This window comes from Magnetospirillum sp. UT-4 (assembly GCF_902729435.1).
GTDB lineage: Bacteria > Pseudomonadota > Alphaproteobacteria > Rhodospirillales > Magnetospirillaceae > Magnetospirillum.
Genome location: NZ_CACVCG010000090.1, coordinates 19,027 through 37,247, shown reverse-complemented (window position 1 = coordinate 37,247; position 18,221 = coordinate 19,027). Strand labels below are relative to the sequence as shown.

Annotated in this window: 14 protein-coding genes; 4 read left to right on the top strand and 10 right to left on the bottom strand. The window is 69.1% G+C overall.

The window, feature by feature from the left end; genetic code table 11:
* Window positions 1-68: 68 nt before the first annotated feature.
* The 4 genes from napA to MTBUT4_RS12580 form a co-directional block, all read right to left on the bottom strand.
* On the bottom strand, window positions 69-2,570 hold the full coding sequence (gene napA / locus MTBUT4_RS12595) for a nitrate reductase catalytic subunit NapA (protein WP_173980039.1): 2,502 nt from the start codon (window positions 2,568-2,570) through the stop codon (window positions 69-71).
* Complete coding sequence (locus MTBUT4_RS12590) at window positions 2,567-2,875, bottom strand: chaperone NapD (protein WP_173980038.1); 309 nt, start codon at window positions 2,873-2,875, stop codon at window positions 2,567-2,569. Before MTBUT4_RS12590 ends, napA begins: the two co-directional genes overlap by 4 nt.
* Window positions 2,866-3,171, bottom strand: coding sequence for a 4Fe-4S dicluster domain-containing protein (locus MTBUT4_RS12585; protein WP_173980037.1), 306 nt, complete (start codon window positions 3,169-3,171; stop codon window positions 2,866-2,868). The genes MTBUT4_RS12590 and MTBUT4_RS12585 overlap by 10 nt, the downstream gene beginning before the upstream one ends.
* Window positions 3,172-3,755: 584 nt before the next feature.
* The gene (locus MTBUT4_RS12580) at window positions 3,756-5,417 is read right to left on the bottom strand and encodes a bifunctional diguanylate cyclase/phosphodiesterase (RefSeq protein ID WP_173980036.1); all 1,662 of its coding nucleotides are present in this window, start codon (window positions 5,415-5,417) and stop codon (window positions 3,756-3,758) included.
* Between the two features lie 87 nt (window positions 5,418-5,504).
* Between MTBUT4_RS12580 and nudC the strand changes: the two genes are divergently transcribed.
* The gene (gene nudC / locus MTBUT4_RS12575) at window positions 5,505-6,437 is read left to right on the top strand and encodes an NAD(+) diphosphatase (RefSeq protein WP_173980035.1); all 933 of its coding nucleotides are present in this window, start codon (window positions 5,505-5,507) and stop codon (window positions 6,435-6,437) included.
* On the opposite strand, the gene MTBUT4_RS12570 is transcribed toward nudC, so the two are convergent.
* Genes MTBUT4_RS12570 through MTBUT4_RS12560 form a run of 3 tightly spaced genes read right to left on the bottom strand, consistent with a single transcriptional unit; the run spans window position 6,418 to window position 8,806 of the window.
* Window positions 6,418-6,672 carry a hypothetical protein gene (locus MTBUT4_RS12570; RefSeq protein ID WP_173980034.1) on the bottom strand — a complete coding sequence of 85 codons (255 nt, stop codon included), beginning with the start codon at window positions 6,670-6,672 and terminating at the stop codon, window positions 6,418-6,420. The genes nudC and MTBUT4_RS12570 overlap by 20 nt on opposite strands.
* A gap of 59 nt (window positions 6,673-6,731) precedes the next feature.
* On the bottom strand, window positions 6,732-7,544 hold the full coding sequence (locus tag MTBUT4_RS12565; RefSeq protein WP_173980033.1) for a sugar phosphate nucleotidyltransferase: 813 nt from the start codon (window positions 7,542-7,544) through the stop codon (window positions 6,732-6,734).
* Between the two features lie 14 nt (window positions 7,545-7,558).
* A complete protein-coding gene (locus MTBUT4_RS12560; RefSeq protein WP_254434851.1) occupies window positions 7,559-8,806 on the bottom strand; it encodes a class I SAM-dependent methyltransferase in 1,248 nt (415 codons plus the stop codon).
* A 244-nt stretch (window positions 8,807-9,050) separates the two neighbouring features.
* On the opposite strand from MTBUT4_RS12560, the gene MTBUT4_RS12555 reads away from it, so the two are divergent.
* From MTBUT4_RS12555 to MTBUT4_RS12545, 3 genes are read left to right on the top strand one after another with little or no spacing between them, the layout of a single operon-like run.
* Window positions 9,051-10,475 carry a UDP-glucose/GDP-mannose dehydrogenase family protein gene (locus tag MTBUT4_RS12555; protein ID WP_217424167.1) on the top strand — a complete coding sequence of 475 codons (1,425 nt, stop codon included), beginning with the start codon at window positions 9,051-9,053 and terminating at the stop codon, window positions 10,473-10,475.
* On the top strand, window positions 10,472-11,554 hold the full coding sequence (locus MTBUT4_RS12550) for an NAD-dependent epimerase/dehydratase family protein (protein WP_173980032.1): 1,083 nt from the start codon (window positions 10,472-10,474) through the stop codon (window positions 11,552-11,554). Before MTBUT4_RS12555 ends, MTBUT4_RS12550 begins: the two co-directional genes overlap by 4 nt.
* Window positions 11,555-11,559: 5 nt before the next feature.
* Entirely contained in the window at window positions 11,560-12,204 is a 645-nt protein-coding gene (locus tag MTBUT4_RS12545; RefSeq protein WP_173980031.1) for a PIG-L deacetylase family protein, read from the top strand.
* A 264-nt stretch (window positions 12,205-12,468) separates the two neighbouring features.
* On the opposite strand, the gene MTBUT4_RS12540 is transcribed toward MTBUT4_RS12545, so the two are convergent.
* From MTBUT4_RS12540 to MTBUT4_RS12530, 3 genes are all read right to left on the bottom strand, one after another.
* Entirely contained in the window at window positions 12,469-14,355 is a 1,887-nt protein-coding gene (locus tag MTBUT4_RS12540) for a calcium-binding protein (protein ID WP_173980030.1), read from the bottom strand.
* A gap of 367 nt (window positions 14,356-14,722) precedes the next feature.
* Window positions 14,723-16,069, bottom strand: coding sequence for an HlyD family type I secretion periplasmic adaptor subunit (locus MTBUT4_RS12535; RefSeq protein WP_173980029.1), 1,347 nt, complete (start codon window positions 16,067-16,069; stop codon window positions 14,723-14,725).
* Window positions 16,070-16,085: 16 nt separating this feature from the next.
* Window positions 16,086-17,822 (bottom strand): type I secretion system permease/ATPase, encoded by a 1,737-nt coding sequence (locus MTBUT4_RS12530; RefSeq protein WP_173980028.1) that lies wholly within the window; start codon window positions 17,820-17,822, stop codon window positions 16,086-16,088.
* Between the last annotated feature and the right edge of the window lie 399 nt (window positions 17,823-18,221).

Here is an 18,221-nt window from a genome sequence, read left to right as displayed (position 1 = left end):
TCCCTTCCTCGCCCGCTTGCGGGAGAGGGAGGGCCGGGGTGGGAGAGGGCCGGCGGCCAAACATGGCCCTACGCCTTCTCGACCTTGACGGCGCACTTCTTGAAGTCGGTCTCCTTGGAAATCGGGCAGGTGGCGTCCAGGGTCAGCTTGTTGACCAGGATGGATTCGTCGAAGAACGGCACGAACACCAGGCCCTCGGGCGGCCGGTTGCGGCCGCGGGTGTCGACACGGGTGGCGATCTCGCCGCGACGGCTCTTGATCTTCACGATGTCGCCGTTGCGCAGATTGCGCTTCTTGGCGTCGTTGGGATGCATGAAGCAGACCGCGTTGGGCACCGCCTTGTGCAACTCGGGCACGCGCCGGGTCATGGAGCCCGAGTGCCAGTGCTCCAGCACGCGGCCGGTGCACAGCCACAGATCATAGTCGGCGTCGGGCTTCTCCGGCGGGTCCTGGTAGGGCAGTGCGATGATCCACGCCTTGCCGTCGGGCTTGCCGTAGAACTTCACGCCCTCGCCGGCCTTGACGTAGGGGTCGTAGCCCTCGCGGAAACGCCACAGCGTCTCCTTGCCATCGACCACCGGCCAGCGCAGGCCTCGCGACTTGTGGTAGGTCTCGAACGAAGCGAGATCGTGGGCGTGGCCGCGGCCGAAGGCTGCGTATTCCTCGAACAGGCCCTTCTGGACGTAATAGCCGAAGTGCTTGCTCTCGTCGTTCTCGAACCCGGCCTGCAGCTCGGACAGCGGGTACTTGTTGACCACGCCGTTGGCGAACAGGATGTCGTAGAGGGTCTTGCCGCGGTATTCGGGCTTCTTGGCGAGCAGGTCCTCGGGCCACACCTCCTCGACCTTGAAGCGCTTCGAGAATTCCATCACCTGCCAGACGTCGGACTTCGCCTCGCCCGGACCCTTGACCTGCTGGCGCCAGAACTGGGTGCGCCGCTCGGCATTGCCGTAGGCGCCCTCCTTCTCCATCCACATGGCGGTGGGCAGGATCAGGTCGCCGGACAGCGCGGTGACGGTGGGATAGGGATCGGACACCACCACGAAGGCCTCGGGGTTGCGGTAGCCCGGATAGCCCTCCTCGTTCATGTTGGGGGCGGTCTGCATGTTGTTGGTGCACTGCACCCAATAGGCGTTGAGCTTGCCGTCCTTGAGCATGCGGTGCTGCAGCACGGCGTGATAGCCGGGCTTGGGATTGAGGGTGCCGGCGGGCAGCTTCCACAATTCCTCGGTCATTTTGCGGTGGCCTTCGTTCATCACCACCATGTCGGCCGGCAGGCGGTGGGCGAAGGTGCCGACCTCGCGGGCGGTGCCGCAGGCCGAAGGCTGGCCGGTCAGCGAGAACGGGCCGTTGCCGGGCTCGGAGATCTTCCCCACCAGCAGGTGCACGTTGTAGATCATGTTGTTGACCCACGTGCCGCGGGTGTGCTGGTTGAAGCCCATGGTCCAGTAGGACACCACCTTGACCTTGGGATCGGCGTACAGCTTGGCCAGGGCGATCAGCTTGTCCTCGGGCACGCCCGACAGCTTGGACACCTTCTCGACGGTGTATTCGGAAACGAAGGCCTTGAACTCGTCGAAGGTGAAGGGATCGACCTTGTTGGGGTCGCCCTTGCCCTCGCCGTAGCCGTTGTTGCCGGCCGCCTGCTCCAGCGGGTTGTTGGGCCGCAGGCCGAAGCCGATGTCGGTCACGCCCTTCTTGAAGTTCACCGCCTTGTCGATGAACGCCTTGTTCACCGCGCCGGTCTGGATGATGTAGTTGCAGATGAAGTTCAGGATGGCGAGGTCAGTCTGCGGCTTGAACACCATGGGGATGTCGGCCAGGTCGAACGACTTGTGCTCGTAGGTCGACAGCACCGCCACCTTGCAGCCGTCATGGGTCAGGCGCCGGTCGGTCAGGCGCGACCACAGGATCGGGTGCATCTCGGCCATGTTCGAGCCCCACAGCACGAAGGCGTCGGCATGCTCGAGGTCGTCGTAGCAGCCCATCGGCTCGTCGATGCCGAAGGTGCGCATGAAGCCGGTCACCGCCGAGGCCATGCAGTGGCGCGCATTGGGGTCGATGTTGTTGGAGCGGAAGCCGGCCTTGTACAGCTTCACCGCCGCATAGCCTTCCCAGATGGTCCACTGGCCGGAGCCGAACATGCCGACGCGGGTGACGCCGTCGGGCTTCTTCAGCTGCTCCTTCCACTTCTCGGCCATGATGTCGAAGGCCTGGTCCCAGCTGATGGGCGTGAACTCGCCGTTCTTGTCGAACTTGCCGTTCTTCGTCCTCAGCAGGGGCTGGGTCAGGCGGTCCTGGCCGTACATGATCTTGGACAGGAAGTAGCCCTTGATGCAGTTGAGGCCCCGGTTGACCGGCGCGTCGGGATCACCCTGGGTGGCGACCACGCGGCCGTCCTGGACGCCCACCAGTACGCCGCAGCCGGTGCCGCAGAAACGGCAGACGCCCTTGTCCCAGCGGATGTTGGCCTTGGCCGGCTGCGCCACGGCGGGAACCGCCAGGCCGGCGGCGGCGGCGGTGGCGGCGGCGGCGTTGGCCTTGATGAAGTCGCGCCTGTTGAGGCTCATGGAACGCACTCCCCTTCAAGATCCGTGTCGAAATGGTGGTAGACGAGGGCGACCGAGAGCACGCCCGGAATGTCGTTGATGCGATTGATGGTGGTGCTGGCCAGTTCGCCTTCGGCATCCTCGACCACCACCACCAGGCGGCCGTCCTCGGCGCCGGCGTGGATCTCGCAGCCGGGCAGGGCCAGGATTTCGGGCTTCACCTGATCCAGCTTTTCGGGACGGGCGTGGACCAGCACGCCGCAGATGTTGACCGGCCGGACCGGCGGCTCGGCGTGCTCGCGGGCGATGAAGGCGTTCACGCGCATGCAAGGGTCTCCTGGCTGGCGGGTTCAAGGGAAAGGGCGCCGACCGGGCAGACCGCGAGGCAGTCGCCGCAGCCGGTGCAGAGAACGGCGTCGATGAGCGGCAGGGCGCGGCCGCCCGGCAGGGGGCGCAGGCGCAGGGCGCGGGGCTCGCAGGGGTCGGCGCAGGCCATGCAGGTGGTCCCGGCGGCGGCCAGACAGCCGCCGGACAGCGTCGCCACCCGCGCCCCGTCGGAGGGCGGCGGCTGCGTGTCGGGCGTCCGGCCCAGAAAGGCACGGCGGCTGATACTGCGACTCATGGCTCTGCCTCGCACTGGATATGCGTCCCCGAAGGGCTATCCATGCGGGTAGAGTGAACCTATCTCGAAGGGGCTTACTTGATTTTGGTCAACAAGCCCCCGGTGAACGAAGGGGCATTCAGGTGGCGCGGCCTAACTCATTGTTTCATAAAGCGTGCGGGCGGACCCACGTGAATCGCCGGGTCAAGCCCACTTCTGTCCGGTTTAATTTTCGGCTGGCCCATGCCCCCTCGCCCGCCTGCGGGAGAGGGGGGCGAGCGTCAGCGAGCCGGGGTGAGGGCGGCGCGTGTCCACGCGCCCAAGACCTGGAGAAACCAGCGCTTTCGCTGTCGCGAAGCGCACCTGACGGCGCGCGCCCTCTCCCTCCCGTCGCTGGCGCGACGGGTCCCTCCCTCTCCCGCAGGCGGGCGAGGGTAATCTGTCCGCTTCCGCCAACATCACCCTGGACGCGGCCGAAACCAAGGGCTCCCGAAGGCTCTCCGAAAATTAGACCGGACAGAAGTGGGTCAAGCCCGGCCATGACGACGAGGGGAAGGGGCGGAATGACGCGGGGCGCCTTGAGGTTGGTGGCGGGAGCGCCGACCTCAGCCCGGCCGGCTCACCTTGCCCTCGCGCAGCTTCTGTTCGAACTGCTCGGGCGGCAGGGGCTTGGAGTAGTAGAAGCCCTGCACGGTGTGGCAGCCGTGGCTGCGCAGGAAGTTCACGTGGCCGACCACCTCGGCGCCCTCGGCCACCACTTCCAGGTTGAGACCCCGCGACAGGCCGATGATGGCCCGGGCGATCTCGGCGGTCTTGGGGTTGGTATCGACGTCGGCGATGAAGGCGCGGTCGATCTTCAGGGTGGTGATGGGGAAGCGCCCGAGATAGCTGAGCGACGAATAGCCGGTACCGAAATCGTCGATGGACAGGCCGATGCCCAGTTCGCGGATGGCGGCCATCTTGCGCACCACCCCCTCGACGTCGTTCATCAGCATGCTTTCGGTGATTTCCAGCTCCAGCCAGCGGGGATCGAGGCCGGTTTCGGTCAGCACGCCCTTGACGATGTCGAGCAGGGTGCGCGAGCGGAACTGCCGGGCCGAGACGTTGACCGACACCCGCACCGGTTTCAACCCCGCCTCGTACCAGCCCTGCATCTGCTCGCACGAGCGGCGCAGCACCCATTCGCCGATGGGCTCGATCAGGCCGGTCTCCTCGGCCACCGGGATGAATTCGCCGGGCGAGACCATGCCGCGATCGGGATCCATCCAGCGCACCAGCGCTTCGGCCCCGACCAGGCGCTCGTCCTCGGCCGACACCTTGGGCTGGTAGAAGACGATGAATTCCTGGTTGGCCAGGGCGCGGCGCATGCGCGCCTCGAGGTCGAGGCGGACCTTGGCCTTCTGGTTCATGTCCTTCGAGAAGAACTGATACTGGTTGCGCCCCGAGGTCTTGGCGAAGTGCAGGGCGTTCTCGGCCGCCTTGCCCAGGCTCTCGACGTCGGGCGCGTCCTCGGGATAAAGGGCGATGCCGATGGAGAAGGTGACCACCACCTCCTGCCCGTCCACGGCGAAGGGCTCCTTGATGGCGTTCAGCACCTTCTCGGCGACGATGACGCTGTCGTCCACGTCGGCGATGGACATCACCAGGGCGAAGCGGTCGCCGTCCAGGCGCACCGCGGTGTCGGTCTCGCGGATGCATTTGCGCAGGCGCCGCGACACCTCGACCAGCAGGCTGTCGCCGGCGGAATGGCCGAGCGCGTCGTTGATCAGGCTGAAGCGGTCCAGCCCCATCATCAGCAGGGCGACCGACTGCCTGGCGCGGTGGGCCAGCAGCAGCGCCTGCTCGACGCGATCGACGAAGATGTCGCGGTTGGGCAGGCCGGTCAGGGTGTCGTGGCCGAAGCGCGATGCCTCGGGTTCGGGCGGGAGTCCCTCGGCTGAGCGCACGATGCCCAGGTAGCCGGCCGCCACTCCGCCCATGTCATCGACGGCGGAAATCCGGAGCTCGACGGCGCAGTCGCCGCCGCCGGCGCAGCGCAGGGTGCCGACCCAGCGGCCCGCCCCGGTGGCGCGAACCACCCGCGCCAGGCCCTCGGCCATCTCCAGCGCGTTGCCGGCCGCGGCGTCCACCAGCGCGGCGCCGCTGTGGCCGGTCAGGTCCTCGAAGGCGCGGTTGACGCGCACGACCCTGCCCTCGCCATCGGTCAGCACGACGGCGTCACCGATGTTGTCGAGAATGGCGTCCAGGATCGAGCGGCGTTGTTCCATTTGTCCCCCTGCGCCCCCATTTTCCCCACCCTGCGGCAAAGCGCAACGGGCTTGAGGCGCACACGGACACCATGCCATGGTTCGAGGATGACGAACATCCTCTATTCGGCCGTTCCCATCGACCGCGCCCACCGGCTGCGCCGCGACCCCGGGGCGCTGGCCGCCCTTGCCGCCTCGCCCGAGCGGCTGGTGGTTCCCTTGTGGCAGGAACTGTCGCTCATTGCCGGCGACCGCGGCGTTGTGCTCTCGGGCCAGGCGGCGGCGCTGGCCATGGAGCTGGCCGAGACCACCGCCTTTCTCGGGCTTTGGGGCGGCCACCCGGTCTTCGTCGCCGACATCGCCGCCGCCGAACCCGACCGCTCGCCCCCGGCCCTCGGGCTGGAGGGGCAATGGCTGCCGTTGCGCCTGCACGGCCCCGCCCTGCCCCACGCCGAGGGCGGGCTGCTGGCCTATGGCCGCGCGCTGCTGGCCTGGCATCGCCGCGCCCGCTTCTGCCCCGTCTGCGGCGCCCCCACCGAATCCCGCGACGGCGGCTTCCTGCGGGTGTGCCAGGACGAGCGCTGCGCCGCCCAAAGCTATCCGCGCACCGATCCGGCGGTGATCATGCGCATCGACGACGGCGCCGGCCGGGTGCTGCTGCACCGCCAGCATGCCTGGCCGGCCGGCATGTGGTCGGTGCTGGCCGGCTTCGTCGAACCGGGCGAAAGCCTGGAGGAGGCGGTGGCGCGCGAGGTGCTGGAGGAGACCGGCATCGCGGTCGCGGAAATCGCCTACGTCGCCAGCCAGCCCTGGCCGTTCCCGTCGTCGCTGATGATCGGCTTCACCGGCCGCGCCGTGGGCGGCACCCTCGAGGCGGACCCCGACGAGATCGAGGACGCCGCCTGGTTCAGCCGCGAAGACATCCGTGCCCGCTTCGACGACAGGCACAGGGAAACCGGCTCCGGCCTGTTCCTGCCGCGCGCCGGCACCCTGGCGCGGGTACTGCTGGACGACTGGCTGCTCACCACAGCATCTGCTTGAAGTACTCCTCGCCGCGCACGGCGGCGTCGAAGCAGCGCCGCGCCGCCGCCTCGCTCGACCAGCCGCTGGCGGCGGCGACCTCGGCCATGCCCTGCTCGCTGTCGGGCGCCCCGGCGCGGGCATGCCCGCACAGCGAATAGACATGGTTGCAGCGGACCTCGACCACGGCAAAGTGCCCGGCGCCATCGGTGATCAGCCGATAGGTCTCCCTGGTGTCCAGAACGCGAATCGACATAAGTGCACACTCCCACCGTCTGGGCTGCGCAACACCCGGAGGCGGCGCCGGGTTCCCGATCATTCCGCCGCCAATCCGGGTGAGCGGCGCAAGGCCGGCCGCCGCCAGCTCTCCCACGGACCCGGTCCGCGGGCCACCAGCGTCTCCATCTCGGACAGGTCCTTGAAGGTGTCGACGGCGCGCCAGAACCCCTCATAGCGGAAGGCGGCCAGGCGGCCGGCGGCGATCAGGCGCTGGAACGGCTCCAGCACCAGTTCCTCGCCCTCGCCCATGGCCTGGAAGATGGCGCGGTCGAGCACGAAGTAGCCGCCGTTGATCCACATGTCGGTCTCGCGCACGTCGTCGATGCCGGCGACGGTGCCGTCCTCGCCCATGCGCGCCACGTGGAAGGACTGGCTGGGCCGCACCGCCAGGAAGGTGGCGACGGCGCGGGTGGCGCGGTGGCGCTCGATCAGATCGGGCAGGGCGACGTCGGTGAGGCCGTCGGAATAATTGGCGAGGAAGGTCTGCTCCCCCTCCAGGAACGGCTCCACCGCCTTCAGCCGCTGGCCGATATTGGCGCCCATCCCGGTATCGACGAAGGTGATGCGCCAGTCGCGGATGTCCTCGGCCAGCAGATCGACCCGCCGGCCGCCGTCGGACAGCACGAAGTCGTTTGACAGCGCCTCGGAATAGCCCAGGAAGTATTCCTTGATGGCCTCGCCGCGATGGCCGAGGCAAAGGATGAAGTCGGTGTGCCCCCAATGGGCGTACCAGCGCATCACGTGCCAGATCAGCGGCCGGTTGCGCAGGCTCGCCATCGGCTTGGGCAGGGTCTGGGACCAGTCGCGCATGCGCATGCCCAAACCGCCGCAGAACAGGACGACCTTCATGGCGCACCTCGTGTTCAGGGAAAGACGGCGACGTCGGGAATGGGAACCACGAACCGCCCGCCCCAGTCGCGGATATAGGCGTGGGCGTCCATGATCTCGTGCCGGAGGTTCCACGGCAGCACCAGCACGTAATCGGGCCGGGTCTGGCTCAGGCGCTCGGGCGGATGGATGGGAATGTGGGTGCCCGGGGTGTACTTGCCGTGCTTGTAGGGATTGCGGTCGACCGCGTAGTCCAGGATGTCGCCGCGGATGCCGCAATAATTCAGCAGGGTGTTGCCCTTGCCCGGCGCGCCGTAGGCGGCGATTGACTTGCCGTACCACTTGGCGCGGATCAGGAAGTCCAGCAGGTTCCAGCGCGCCTGGCGCACCTGCTCGGCGAAATGGGCGAAGCCGGCCAGGCGGTCGAGGCCGGCCTCGGCCTCCTTGGCCACGGTTTCGGCGACGCAAGGCTGCACCGGGCGGCCATCGGCGGCGAGGTACAGCCGGAGCGAGCCGCCATGGGTCCAGATCGCCTCGACGTCGAAGACGGCCAGGCCGTGGGCGGCGAAGATGCGCCGGGCGGTGCCGAGCGAGAAGTACGAGAAATGCTCGTGGTAGATCGTGTCGTACTGGTTGCCGGCGATCAGCGTCAACAGATGCGGGAACTCCACCGTCGCCACCCCGTGCGGCTTCAGCAGCCGGCGCATGCCGGCGACGAAGTCGTTGAGGTCGGGCACCTGGGCCAGCACGTTGTTGGCGATCACCAGGTCGGCCGGTTCCAGTTGCCCGCCCAGCTCGGCGCCGAAGAAGGCGACCCGGGTCGGCACCCCCTGGGCGAGGGCGGCGCGGGCGACGTTGGCGGCCGGCTCGATGCCCAGCGCCGGGATGCCGCGGGCGACGAAGTGGCGCAGCAGGTAGCCGTCGTTGGAGGCCAACTCGACCACCCGCGAGGCGCCATTCAGGCCCAGCCGGGCGATCATCGCCTCGACGTAGCTGCGGGCGTGCTCCAGATAGGTGTCGGAATAGGATGAGAAATAGGCGTATTCGCCGAAGATGTCGGCCGGGGCCACGTACTGCCCCAGCTGCATCAGGAAGCAGTCGCCGCAGACCCTGACCTTGAGCGGGTAGAAGGGCTCCATGCGGTCGAGCTGCTCCTCGGCCAGGAAGCTTTCACACAGCGGTGACATGCCGAGATCGACCACGTCGTGCAGCGGGCCGCCGCAGAAGCGGCAGCCGGTCCGCGCCTGGGCGACAAGGTCCTCGCGAGGGTCCGCATCCTTCACGGCCTGGGTCCTTTCATCCGGGGGGTGGCGGAACGTCGGGGTGGAGGAACGTCTGGGGCCGATTGCCGGTCCGCCTAGGCATTTAGGCCCGCAACGGCGCCACATCGCAGCGGACAAGCGGCGATGCCACCGATGGGCCTCCCCCTCTCCGCTTGACGGGCCCGACTATCCGCCTGCCGGTCTTCCACGCCGATGGCGGCCGGGCGCAAGGTCCATGGTCCGCGAACCCGAAGAAGGACCGGCCATGCCCCATGACGAGCCGATGCCCCATGACGAAGCGATGCCCCATGACGAAGCGATGCCCCATGACGAAGCGATGAACGTGGCGGTGGTCGGGGCCGGCTATGTCGGGCTGGTGACCGGCGCCTGCCTGGCGGCGGCCGGGCACCGGGTGACCTGCATCGACCGTGATGGCGCCCGCATCGAAGCCCTGGCCGCCGGCCGCTCGCCCATTCACGAGGAGGGGCTGCCCGAACTGATCGCCGAGGCGCACCGGACCGGCCGCCTGGCCGCCACCACCGACCTTGCCGCCGCCGCCGAGGCCCGGGTGGTGATGATCGCCGTCGGCACGCCGGCGGGGCCGGGCGGCATCGACCTGTCGGCGGTGGAGGCGGCGGCTTCGGACATCGGCCGCGCCCTGCGCGGGCGCACCGGCTTCCCGGTGGTGGCGGTGAAGAGCACGGTGCCACCGGGCACCACCGCCACCATCATCCGCGACCACCTGGAGCGCCAGTCGGGCGGCCGCGCCGGCACCGCCTTCGGCCTTGCCATGAACCCGGAATTCCTCAGCCAGGGCAGCGCCGTGCGCGACTTCCTGGAGCCCGACCGCATCGTCGTCGGCCAGTGGGACGACCGCTCGGGCGAGATCATGGCCGCCCTCTACCGCCCCTTCCGCGCCCCGATCCTGCGCCTCACCCTGGCCGAGGCCGAGTTGGTGAAATACGCCGCCAACACCCTGCAGGCGACGCTGATTTCGTATGCCAACCAGATCGCCGCCCTGTGCGAGGCCATTCCCGGCACCGACCAGGAGCGGGTGCTGGCGGCGGTGCACCTGGACCGCATGCTCGACGGCCCGGGCGGCGGGCGGGCCGGGGCGGTGGCGTTCCTGTCCGGCGGGCTGGGCTTCGGCGGCTCGTGCTTCCCCAAGGACCTGGCCGCCCTGGCGGCCTACGGGCGGCGGATCGGCGTGCCGCTGCCGCTGGTCGAGGCGGTGCTGGCGGTCAATGCCGAGCGCCCCGCCGCCCTGGTCGACCGCCTCGCCGCCGCCGCCGGAGGCCTTGGCGGCAAGCGGGTGGCGGTGCTGGGGCTGACCTTCAAGCCCGGCACCGACGACCTGCGCTGCTCGCCGGCCCTGGCCGCCATCGAGCGGCTGGCCGTCCTGGGCGCCCACCCCATCGCCAACGATCCGCTGCCGGCCGCCCGCGCCGCCGCCGCCGGCCGCGGCATCGACACCGCCGGGACGGCGGGCGAGGCGCTGGAAGGCGCCGATGCCGCCCTGATCGCTACCGCGTGGCCGCAATACCGCAGTCTCGACTGGCCATCCCTGCTGGCCGCCATGCGCACGCCGCTGGTTGCCGACGGCCGCGGCGTGATGGCCGGCCTGACCCTGCCCGCCGAGCTTCGCCTGATCCGTGCCGGCGCCTGCCCCATCCCCAAGGAGGACGCATGATCACCGACATCATCCGCGACGACGCCCGCCAGGTCGCCGACAGTCTCGGCCGCCTGCTCGAGCCCATGGCCGGCGGCACCGTACTGGTGACCGGCGCCGCCGGCTTCCTCGGCGGTTTCTTCATGGACGTGCTGGACGCCTTCAACCGTCGCCACCCCGGCCACGAGGCGCGGGTGGTGGCGCTCGACAACTACCTGGTCGGGCCGCCCGCCCGCCTTGCCCACCTGGAGGGCCGCCCGTGGCTGCGGCGCATCGCCGCCGACGTCGCCCGGCCGCTGTCCGAGCTGCCCGCCGCCGACTGGATCATCCACTGCGCCTCCATCGGTTCGCCCTCGCTCTACCGCGCCAACCCGCTGGCCACCATCGCCGCCAATGTCCAGGGCACCTGGTCGCTGCTGGAACTGGCGCGCGGCGGCGCCCACGGCATGCTGTCGTTCTCGTCCTCCGAGGTCTACGGCGACCCGCTGGTGGTGCCGACGCCCGAGGATTACCGCGGCAATGTCAGCTTCACCGGGCCGCGCGCCTGCTACGACGAAAGCAAGCGGCTGGGCGAGACCCTGTGCGCCACCTATTTCCGCCTGCACCGGGTGCCGGTGAAGGTGATCCGCCCGTTCAACGTCTACGGCCCCGGCCAGCGCCTGGACGACGGCCGCATCATCCCCGATCTGGTGCGCGCCGCCCTGGCCGGCGGTCCCCTGGTGCTCTATTCCGATGGCGCCGCCACCCGCTCGTTCTGCTACGTCTCCGATTTCGTCGAGGCCTGCCTGACCCTGCTGATGATGCCCGAGGCCGACGGCGAGGCGTTCAACGTCGGCAACGTCGAGGAAGTCACCATCGCCGAGGTCGCCCACACCATGGCCGAGCTCGCCGCCGAGCCGCCGCTGGAGGTCCGCTTCGAAACCGCCGCCGAGGGCGCCTATCTGGTGGACAACCCGCAGCGGCGCTGCCCCGACCTGGACAAGCTGCACCGCCTGACCGGCTTCGCCGCCCGCATCCCCTTGCGCACCGGCCTGTCCCGCACCCTGGCCTCGTACCGCGAGGAACGGGCGGCGCCGCCGCTCAGGGCGGCCGGGGAGTGACGACCATGCTGCCCCTCGCCCTTCCCTCCGGGCCGCTCAGGCTGCTCTGCCTGGGCGCCCATTGCGACGACATCGAGATCGGCTGCGGCGGCACCGTGCTGCGGCTGCTGGAGGCCAATCCCGGCGCCGAGGTGACCTGGGTGGTGTTCACCGGCTCGACCACCCGCCGCGACGAGGCCGCCGCCGCGGCCGAAATCTTCCTGGCCCGGGCCGGCGAGCGGCGCATGGAGTTCAATTCCTACCGCGAGAGCTTCCTGCCCCAGGCCTGGGGCGCCGTGAAGGAGGATTTCGAGCGCATCAAGCGCCTCGCCCGGCCGACCCTGGTGCTGACCCATTGCCGCCACGACGACCACCAGGACCACCGCCTGCTGGCCGAACTGAGCTGGAACACCTTCCGCGACCATCTGATCCTGGAATACGAGATCCCCAAATACGAGGGCGACCTCGGCAACCCCAACCTGTTCGTGCCGCTGGACCGCGACCATGCCGAGGCCAAGATCACCAACCTGATGCGCTGCTTTGCCAGCCAGCGCGCCCGGGCCTGGTTCGACCCGGAAACCTTCCGCGGCCTGATGCGCCTGAGGGGGGTGGGCTGCAACGCCCCCTCGGGCATGGCCGAGGCGTTCACCGTGCGCAAGATGGTGGTGTAGAAAAACGTTTGTGGCGGATTGGCGGAGCGCAATGGGCGGTGAAACATTGGGTTCACCACGAAGACACGAAGGGCACGAAGAAGGCACAGAGAAAAAACATCCTTCTCTATGAGTCCTCCGTGTCTCTGTGTCTCTGTGGTTATTCCCCTGGCGGTTCTCCGGGGTGTGTTTGCCAATTGCGCGCAATCACCGTCGTCCCCGCGCAGGCGGGAACGACGGAACCCCCTCCCCCGGCAAGGCCGGGAGAGGGGGTATACGCTCTGATTACGACCAGTGGTCCGAGGTCTGGGCCACCGCGTGGGCGTCGGCGTTCTCGATCACCGCCACCTTGGTGCCCTCGTGGCCGGGCAGGTGGGTGACGATCTCGGCGTTGGCGCCCGTCTGCACCACCTCGATGAGGTGATCCTTGACCGCGTCGGTGGAGGTCTTGCCCGCCGCCTTCAGCAGGCCGCGCACGTCCAGCGTATCGACGCCCACCTGGAAGTCCTTGATGGTGTCGGTGCCGGTGCCGGCGGCGTTGAGGACGAAGGTGTCCTTGCCGCCGCCGCCGGTCAGAACGTCGTTGCCGGCCTTGCCGTCGATGACGTTGGCGGCGGAATTGCCCTTGATGACGTTGGCCCAGGCATTGCCGGTGGCGTTGGCCTTGGCGCCGCCGAACAGTTCCAGGTTCTCCAGGTACTGCCCCAGGGTCCAGGATTGCGCCGCCTTGACGGTGTCCACACCCTGGTCGGACAGCTCCACCACCTTGTCGGTGGCGCGGCTGACGATGTAGACGTCGTTGCCGAGGCCGCCTTCCATGATGTCGGCGCCGTTCCAGCCCTGCAGGGTGTCGTTGCCGGCACCGCCGACAAGGTGGTCGTCGCCGTTGCCGCCATTGAGGACATTGGCGGCGCCGTTGCCCTTGATCAGGTTGGCAGCGTCGTTGCCGGTGCCGTTCTGGGCACCGCTGCCGGCCAGGGTCAGGTTCTCGACATTGGCGGCCAGCTTGTAGCTGGAGGCGTAGGACACCACAGTATCCACCCCCTGCCCGGCCAGTTCGATCACCCTGTCGCCGGCCTGGTCGACGATGTAGGTGTCGTCGCCCCTGCCACCGGCCAGGCCGCCGGTGTCGGCCTTGCCCTCGACGCCGGCGATCTGGTCGTTGCCGTCGGAACCGGTCACCTTGGCGGTGGCGTTGGTGGAGGCGATCCACTTGGTCGGCGCCCCCGATTCAGGGGTGCCGGCGCTGGGCGTGGGAGTCGGGGTGGGAGCCGGATCGGGCGTGGGGTCGGTGCCGCCGCCCGGCGGCGAGGTGGTGGTGCCGTCGCCGATGGTGCCGCTATGAACCCCGTCGGCGGTGATGCTGAAGTTCAGCCCGACCTTGGAGAGGTCGCCGAAATCCTTGGCCGGCTCGCCCACCGTGATGGCGCCGGTATAGGGCATCTTCGGCCAGGTGATCTGGTTGCCCACCCGCACCGCGCTCATGTCGCCCATGCCCGCCTTCGGCCACACGCTGCCCGTTTCGGCGGTCTGGCCGTCGCGCTCGGTGGCGTAGACGTTCTTCAGGGTGACCGGATAGGGCTGCTGGTTGGAGCCGTCCAGGAACCAGTACTGGTAGGTGTAGCCCGAGCCGCCGTTGTAGCTGATGTTGACGTTCTCGAAATCGGCCGACTTGTGCGGCGGATCGTACTGGGGCGCGATGAAGAAGCCCTGGTAGCTGGTGTCGCCGGTGACGTTGTAGAAGCGCATGTCGCCGACCGACCCGTGGGTCTGGAAGATGTCGGCATGGACGCCGCCCTGCGTGCCGTGGATGTTCTCGATCACCGTGTTCTGGACGGTGACGTTGGGCTGCTTGCCCGCCGCGCCGCCCACGGCGATGCCGTCCTGCGAGGCGTTCTTGCTGTCGATGTGCACGCCCTCGACGTGGACCGAACCGTTCAGGTTCAGGAAGTGCAGGGTGGCGCTCTTGGAATCGCCCGAGGGCTGGAACTCGCCGCCCAACAGCACGATGTTGCGGCCGCCGTCGGTCTGCAGCTTGTCCAGCGTGCGCGCGCTGGTCGAGCCGATGAAGATGACGTCCTGGTCGGCGGCGAACTTCCAGTAATTCTGACTGCCGGTCTTCGACAGATCGATGATGGTCGGATTGTCGAGCGTCGGGAACGCCCACTTCATGTCGGTATTCGTCGCCGCAGAGGCGAGAGGGTTGGAAGCCATGAATATTCCTCTGTGTTCAGTTGCTGTTGTGCAGACACCACGAGCAAACGGTTCACTCTGCGTCTGAAGCGGAGTGTGAAGTACTGCAGTTAACAGCATCTGAACGGCTATAATAATTGATATGCTCATTGTGGGTAATCATAAGGTGGTAGATGAAGCAAAGCCCGCCATTTCTGGCGGGCTTGTCTTATTGTGGCGGAACTTTGATGGGATGAGTTATTTCCCGTCATGGCCGGGCTTGACCCGGCCATCCATGGCGCCGCAGGCGTGGACCCCCGGGTCAAGCCCGGGGATGACGGGAAATTCGCAGTCCCGCGACCACACTTTACCTCTCGCGGAACCCCCGCGCGAAGCTGTCCGTAAGGGGTCTCAGGAAGTACTGAAGGGGGGTGCTGCTGCCGCCTTCCAGCATCACCTCGACCGGCATGCCGGCCCGCAAGGCCCGCGGCAGGCGGGCGACCTCGCCTTCCGCGACCTCGACGCGGGCGGTGTAATAGGGCTGGCGGGTGGCCTCGTCGGTGCTGGCGTCGGCGGCGACCACCGCCACCTCGCCGTCGATGACCGGGGTGGTGCGCGAGCCGAAGGCGGTGAAGCGCAGCTCCGCCGCCTGGCCGGCATGGACGCGGTCGATGTCGCCGGAATTGACCCGGGCCTCGACGATCAGGCGGTCGCCGCCCGGCACCACCTCCATCAGCTCGCCGCCGGGGGGCAGCACGGCGCCGGGGCCGGCCACCTTGATGTTCTGGACGATGCCGTCGACCGGGGCCACCACCTGCAGGCGCTCGACGGCGTCGGTGGCGGCGGCCAGCCGGGCGGACAGCTCACCGATCTCGTTCTCGGTGCGGATCAGGTCGGCGGCCACCTCTTCGCGCAGCTTCTGGTCGGCCTGCAGGATCTGCAGCCGGGTCTCGGCCACCTCCTGGTCGGTGGATTCGGCGCCGGCGCCGTCGGACAGCATCTCGCCCTGCATGCGGGCCAGCTCGCGCTCCTGCCCCCGCAGCTTGTTGGTGGGATAGTAGCCCTTGGCCTCGAGCCGGCGCAGGCCCTCGATCTCCTGCTGCAGCAAGGCGAGCTGCTCGCGCTTGGACTGTTCCAGCATGGTGCGGCCGCGGCGGGTGGATTCCAGCTGGCCGATACGGGATTGCAGGATGTCGCGCTGGCCCTCACGCGACAGGGCGCGCTGCGCGAAGCGGTCCTGCTCGCGGGCCAGCAGCTCGGCCACCGCCGGGTCGGATTGGCGGGCGGTCAGTTCGGGCGGAAAGGCGATTGTGGACTTGCCGTCGCGCTCGGCGGCCAGGCGGGCGCGTTCGGCCCGGCGGGCGTCGAGCTGGGCCGCCAGGGTCTGCATCTGGGTCTGGGCGGTGGCGTCGGTGAGACGCACCAGCGGAGCGCCGGCGGCGACCCGGTCACCCTCGCGCACCAGCAGCTGGCCGACGATGCCGCCCTCGCGGTGCTGCACCAGCTTGCGCTTGGACTCGACGGCGACGATGCCCTGGGTCACCACCGCGCTGTCGAGCGGGGCGAGGCTGGCCCACAGGCCGAAGCCGCCCAGGGCCACCGCGATCACCGCCAGCCCGACCATGGCCGGGGCGCGGGTGTCGGTGGGCGGAACCGGCAGGTCGATGATGGTCAGACGGTCGGGCAGGGCGGGAAGCGAGCGAAGGCTATCCATGGATCTGGCTCCTCGGTCAGGAATGGGCGGCGGCGGCGACCGCCTTGGGGCCGGCCTGGGCGGCCACCACCTGGGGGCGGGCCAGGCGGGCCATCACCTCGTCGCGGCTGCCGAACAGCTCGACCTCGCCGGCGTTGAGCACCAGGATCTTGTCGACGGTGGCGAGGATGGAGAGGCGGTGTGTGACCACGATGGTGGTGGCGCCGCGCGCCTTGCAGCCGCCCACCGCCTCGACCAGCGCCTGCTCGCCGGCGGTATCCAGGTTGGAATTGGGCTCGTCCAGCACCACCAAGGCGGGGTCGTCGTAGAGGGCGCGGGCCAGGGCGACGCGCTGGCGCTGGCCGCCCGACAGCGCCCGGCCGCTTTCGCCGATCCGGGTGTCGTAACCGTCGGACAGCGACAGGATGACCTCGTGCACGCCGGCCTTGGTGGCGGCTTCCACCACCTTGGCGGCGTCGATGTCGCCGAAGCGGGCGATGTTCTCGGCCACGGTGCCGTCGAACAGCTCGACGTCCTGGGGCAGGTAGCCCAGCGCCGGGCCGACCTGGTCGCGCGGCAGGGTGGCGAGGTCGGCGCCGTCCAGCCGCACGGTGCCGGCACCGGCCGGCCACACGCCGACCATCACCCGGGCCAGGGTCGACTTGCCGGCCGCCGAGGGGCCGACGATGCCCAGCACCTCGCCCGCCTCGATGGCGAACGACACCCCCTTCAGCACCGCGGTGCGGCTGCCCGGCGGCACCGCGAACACCCGCTCCAGCGCCACCGCGCCCTTCGGCCGGGGCAGCGCCAGGCGGGCCGGGCCGGCATCGGTCTCGGCCAGCAGGGCCCCCAGGCGGGCGAAGGCGCCGCGGGCGGCGACGAAGCCCTTCCAGTGACCCACCGCCATCTCGATGGGGGCCAAAGCGCGGCCCATGATGATGGAGGCGGCGACGATGGCGCCGCCCGAGATGGCGTCGTCCAGCGCCAGCCAGGCGCCGACGCCCAGGATCGCCGATTGCAGGAACAGGCGCACGAACTTGGACACCGCCAGCAGGGTGCCGGCACGGTCGGCGGCGCGGGCCTGCAGCGCCAGCGCGGTATCGTGGCGCAGCAGCCAGCGCTTGGCCATCTGCGGCATCATGCCCATGGCGTGCAGCACCTCGGCGTTGCGCAAGCTGGCCTCGGCGAAGCCGCCGGCCTGGAACGACACCGCCGCCGAATCCTTCAGCGCCTTGCGGGTGACCACCTCGTTGATCACCGCCAGGGCGAAGATGGCCACCGCGCCGACCAGGGTCACCAGCCCCAGCAGCGGGTGCAGCAGGAAGGCGACGGCGATGAACAGCGGCGCCCAGGGGGCGTCGCAGAACACCAGGATGGCCGGGCCGGTGGCGAAGTCGCGCACGCTGTCGAGGTCGCGCAGGACCTGGCCGCCGCCCGCCCCCGGCTTCTTCACCGCCGTCTCGAACACCCCGGCGAAGGTGGCGGACGCGAGCAGCCGGTCGAGGCGGGCGCCGGCCCGCACCAGCACGCGGCTGCGCACCGCCTCGATGATCCCCAGCACCGCCAGCAGGAAGCCGGCGATCAGGGTCAGCATCAGCAGCGTCGAGCCGCTGCGGCTGGACAGCACGCGGTCGTAGACCTGCAGCATGTAGAGCGGCGAGACGAACAGCAGCAGGTTGCCGAACAGGCTGAAGCCGGCGGTGGCGGCGATGGCGCCGCGGCACGAGGCAAGGGCGCGGCGGATCGGGCTGGGCGTGGTCTGATCGAGGGCCATGGGCGACCGGTCCTTTTCGCTGTGAATGCGTTGGGACCGGCAGGCTGTGGCAGCGGGCTTAACGATGTATTACCTCGTCCGGGGTGCCACCGCATTGCCGCAAAGTGATAGAGCCGATGGAGTAGGTACTAACAAGGTGTTAAGCCGATTTTGCGACGGGTGCCCCGGGCCTTATTTTCCCAATGCATTCATCATGATTAGGCCGTGCCACCATTCACCGATGCGTTGCTCCAGCCCGTCTGGATGGAGCGCACGGCGTTGGTTAAACGAACCGGCAATAGACTTTAAGAAATCTTTCGGGTGAGGCCGCGTCGGCCCTGCCCAAACGGCGACACCCGTCCGGATGCGTGGCGCCGCCCCCCCTTCCCGCCCACCTATGCCCAGGCCTAGACCGGAATG

Coding starts and splice junctions, on each gene's coding strand:
- MTBUT4_RS12530 (WP_173980028.1), bottom strand. CDS start 17,822: ATGGCCCTCGATCAGACCACGCCCAGCCCGATCCGCCGCGCCCTTGCC.
- MTBUT4_RS12535 (WP_173980029.1), bottom strand. CDS start 16,069: ATGGATAGCCTTCGCTCGCTTCCCGCCCTGCCCGACCGTCTGACCATC.
- MTBUT4_RS12590 (WP_173980038.1), bottom strand. CDS start 2,875: ATGCGCGTGAACGCCTTCATCGCCCGCGAGCACGCCGAGCCGCCGGTC.
- MTBUT4_RS12570 (WP_173980034.1), bottom strand. CDS start 6,672: ATGTCGATTCGCGTTCTGGACACCAGGGAGACCTATCGGCTGATCACC.
- MTBUT4_RS12550 (WP_173980032.1), top strand. CDS start 10,472: ATGATCACCGACATCATCCGCGACGACGCCCGCCAGGTCGCCGACAGT.
- MTBUT4_RS12545 (WP_173980031.1), top strand. CDS start 11,560: ATGCTGCCCCTCGCCCTTCCCTCCGGGCCGCTCAGGCTGCTCTGCCTG.
- MTBUT4_RS12580 (WP_173980036.1), bottom strand. CDS start 5,417: ATGGAACAACGCCGCTCGATCCTGGACGCCATTCTCGACAACATCGGT.
- MTBUT4_RS12540 (WP_173980030.1), bottom strand. CDS start 14,355: ATGAAGTGGGCGTTCCCGACGCTCGACAATCCGACCATCATCGATCTG.
- MTBUT4_RS12565 (WP_173980033.1), bottom strand. CDS start 7,544: ATGAAGGTCGTCCTGTTCTGCGGCGGTTTGGGCATGCGCATGCGCGAC.
- napA (WP_173980039.1), bottom strand. CDS start 2,570: ATGAGCCTCAACAGGCGCGACTTCATCAAGGCCAACGCCGCCGCCGCC.
- MTBUT4_RS12585 (WP_173980037.1), bottom strand. CDS start 3,171: ATGAGTCGCAGTATCAGCCGCCGTGCCTTTCTGGGCCGGACGCCCGAC.
- nudC (WP_173980035.1), top strand. CDS start 5,505: ATGACGAACATCCTCTATTCGGCCGTTCCCATCGACCGCGCCCACCGG.
- MTBUT4_RS12555 (WP_217424167.1), top strand. CDS start 9,051: ATGCCCCATGACGAGCCGATGCCCCATGACGAAGCGATGCCCCATGAC.